Below are 3,192 nucleotides of genomic sequence, written 5' to 3'. Positions count from 1 at the left end.
GGAGATCGGGCAGGGCTTTGGGGCACTGCCTTTTGGCCCGATCAAGGGGCAAATCTAGGGGCCCCAAATCAAATCGGACACAGCACGCTGGAAGTTGAAGCCGGCGAGTAGGCAGGCTGGGAATCGAAGCCGCTGGGTGGCTCGGCTGGAACTAGCGGCCGCTGGCTGGGCGGGCCGGAACCGGCGGTCGCTGGGTGGCTTGGCTGGAAGCCGAAGCCGTTGAGTGGCCACGTCGGCACCGGCGGCCAGCCACTTGACCAAGCTGGAAGCCGCAGCCCAAACCCGACCGCGACGACAGCCCAACCCCACCGCCCAACCCCACCCCCAACTCCCGAACCCGCAAACAGCATGAGCACTCCTCAACTCCCGCTGTCCCCCACATCACTGCTCCAATTGCGACGATCAAGAACGGCTTCCCGCGCACCCCCTAAACCGCAGCTAGAGCGCCCCTCGCAGCTGTATCGATCCCGGTACCGATCCGGCAAAGGCTTGCAGACCTGGCGTGGAAGCTTGTCGTGTTCCGCCCGCCGGGAGATAAGGTCCGTCGCCATGCGAGCACTTCGCCGGTTCACCGTCCGAGCCAGCCTTCCGGAGCCGTTGTCCTCCCTGGGCACGCTCGCCACCAACCTGCGCTGGACCTGGCATCCGCCGACGCAGGACCTCTTCGCGTCGGTCGACCCCCAGGTCTGGTCCGAGGTGGGTGGCGATCCGTTGCGCCTGTTGTCCGTCGTGTCGCCCGAGCGGCTGGAGAGGCTCTCGCGCGACGAGCAGTTCCTGTCGCACGCGCGGGCCCTCGCCGACGACCTCGACCGCTACACCCAGGGGCCCCGGTGGTTCCAGCGGCGGCAGGAGGAGGTGCAGGCGCGGCGGGAGCACGGCAACTACGAGCTGACACCCCTGCCGTCCGCCATCGCCTACTTCTCGATGGAGTTCGGCGTCACCGAGGCGCTGCCGAACTACTCCGGCGGGCTCGGGGTGCTGGCGGGTGACCACCTGAAGGCGGCGTCCGACCTCGGGGTGCCGTTGATCGCGGTCGGGCTGCTCTACCGGTCCGGGTACTTCCGGCAGTCGCTGTCGCTCGACGGGTGGCAGATCGAGCACTACCCGGTGCTCGACCCGCGCGCCCTTCCCCTCGAGCTGCTGACCGAGCCGTCCGGCGCGCCGATCCTGGTGCACGTCGCCATGCCCGGCGACCGGGTGCTGCGGGCCAAGATCTGGAAGGCCCAGGTCGGGCGGATCCCGTTGCTGCTCCTCGACTCCGACGTGGAGGAGAACGACGAGGACCTGCGCGGCGTCACCGACCGGCTCTACGGCGGCGACCAGGACCACCGGATCCGGCAGGAGATCCTCGCGGGCATCGGCGGCGTCCGGGCCGTGCGCACCTACTGCGAGCTGACCGGCCACGCGAGGCCCGAGGTGTTCCACACCAACGAGGGCCACGCGGGGTTCCTCGGGTTGGAGCGCATCCGCGAGCTGGCGACCACCGAGGGCCTCGACTTCGACCAGGCGCTCGCCGCCGTGCGCGCGGGCACCGTGTTCACCACGCACACGCCCGTGCCCGCGGGCATCGACCGGTTCCCGGTCGACCTCGTGCAGCACTACTTCGGGTCCGAGACGCTGCTGCCCGGTGTCAGCACGCAGCGGGTCCTCGCGCTGGGCGCGGAGGACAACCCCGGCCTGTTCAACATGGCGCACATGGGGTTGCGGCTCGCGCAGCGCGCGAACGGCGTGTCGAAGCTGCACGGCGAGGTCAGCCGGGACATGTTCCGCGGCCTCTGGCCGGGCTTCGACGTGACCGAGGTGCCGATCCGCTCGGTCACCAACGGCGTGCACGGGCCGACGTGGGCCGCGACCGAGATGTCCAAGCTGCTCGGCGAGACCGAGGAGTCCGGGATGGGGATGCGCGGCTTCGAGCCCGTCACCGACGCCCGGCTGTGGGAGCTGCGCACCGAGCTGCGCGGGCGGCTGGTCGACGAGGTCCGCCGCCGCGTGCGCGCGTCCTGGTTGCAGCGCGGCGCGTCCGCGTTGGAGCTGGGCTGGACGGACTCGGTGTTCGACCCGGACGTGCTGACCGTCGGCTTCGCCCGCCGCGTCCCGACCTACAAGCGGCTCACGCTGATGCTGCGCGACCCGGAACGGCTGCGCGCGATGCTGCTGCACCCGGAACGCCCGGTGCAGCTCGTGGTCGCGGGCAAGTCGCACCCGGCCGACGACGGCGGCAAGGCGCTGATCCAGCAGATCGTCCGCTACGCCGACGAGGCGGGCGTGCGGCACCGGATCGTGTTCCTGCCCGACTACGACATGTCGATGGCCCGGTACCTGTACTGGGGCTGCGACGTGTGGCTGAACAACCCGATGCGCCCGCTGGAGGCGTGCGGCACGTCCGGTATGAAGTCCGCGCTCAACGGCGGCCTCAACCTGTCCATCCGCGACGGCTGGTGGGACGAGCTGTACGACGGCAGCAACGGCTGGGCGATCCCGACCGCCGACGGCGTGCACGACCCGACCCGCCGCGACGACCTGGAGGCGACCGCTCTGTACGAGCTGCTCGGCAACCAGGTCGCGCCGCTGTTCTACGACCGCGGCGAGGACGGCACGCCGACCCGCTGGCTCGCCATGGTCCGGCACACGCTGGCGTCGCTCGGCCCGGCCGTGCAGGCGTCGCGGATGGTGCGCGAGTACGTGGAGACGCTGTACGCGCCCGCCGCCGCCTCGGCCGAGTCGGTCGTGGGCGAGGGCTTCCGCGGCGCGAAGGAGCTGGCCGACTACCGGCAGCGGGTGCGCGAGGCGTGGCCGCGCGTGCAGGTGCTCGACTCGGAGCTGCACATCGACGGGCACCCGACGCCGGTGCTCGGCGCGCCCGTGACCGTCCGCGCGCGGGTGGAGCTGGCGGGGCTGGAGCCGTCCGAGGTGGAGGTCCAGGTCGTGCTCGGCAAGGTCGGCGACGGCGACGAGCTGCACGACCTCGTCACCGCGACGATGGACTACGCGGGCAACGGCAACTACGAGGTCGAGACGCCCCTGCCGCACGCGGGCACCCTCGGCTACACGGTGCGCGTCCTGCCCCGGCACGATCTGCTCGCCTCGCCGGCCGAGCTGGGCCGGGTCGTCCTCGCGAGCTGAGCCCACGGGGTGGGCGGGCGCGGGCGGGGCCCCCCGGGGGGGGAGCGGGGGTGGGGGGGCGGGGGGGGT

At 71.7% G+C, this 3,192-nt stretch carries 1 protein-coding gene; it reads left to right on the top strand.

Going from position 1 to position 3,192, the window contains the following annotated elements; translation table 11 throughout:
• Nucleotides 1–549 precede the first annotated feature (549 nt).
• Complete coding sequence (gene glgP, locus ACFWW9_RS46005; RefSeq protein WP_390389971.1) at nt 550–3,123, top strand: alpha-glucan family phosphorylase; 2,574 nt, start codon at nt 550–552, stop codon at nt 3,121–3,123.
• Nucleotides 3,124–3,192: the final 69 nt, after the last annotated feature.

Source organism: Umezawaea sp. NPDC059074, assembly GCF_042738955.1.
Taxonomy (GTDB): Bacteria; Actinomycetota; Actinomycetes; order Mycobacteriales; family Pseudonocardiaceae; genus Umezawaea.
The sequence above is the reverse complement of the archived record's forward strand: the minus strand, read 5'-3'. Positions and strand labels throughout refer to the sequence as shown.

Bases quoted from the DNA above. Each gene is read 5' to 3' on its own strand.
- glgP (WP_390389971.1), top strand. From the start codon at position 550: ATGCGAGCACTTCGCCGGTTCACCGTCCGAGCCAGCCTTCCGGAGCCG.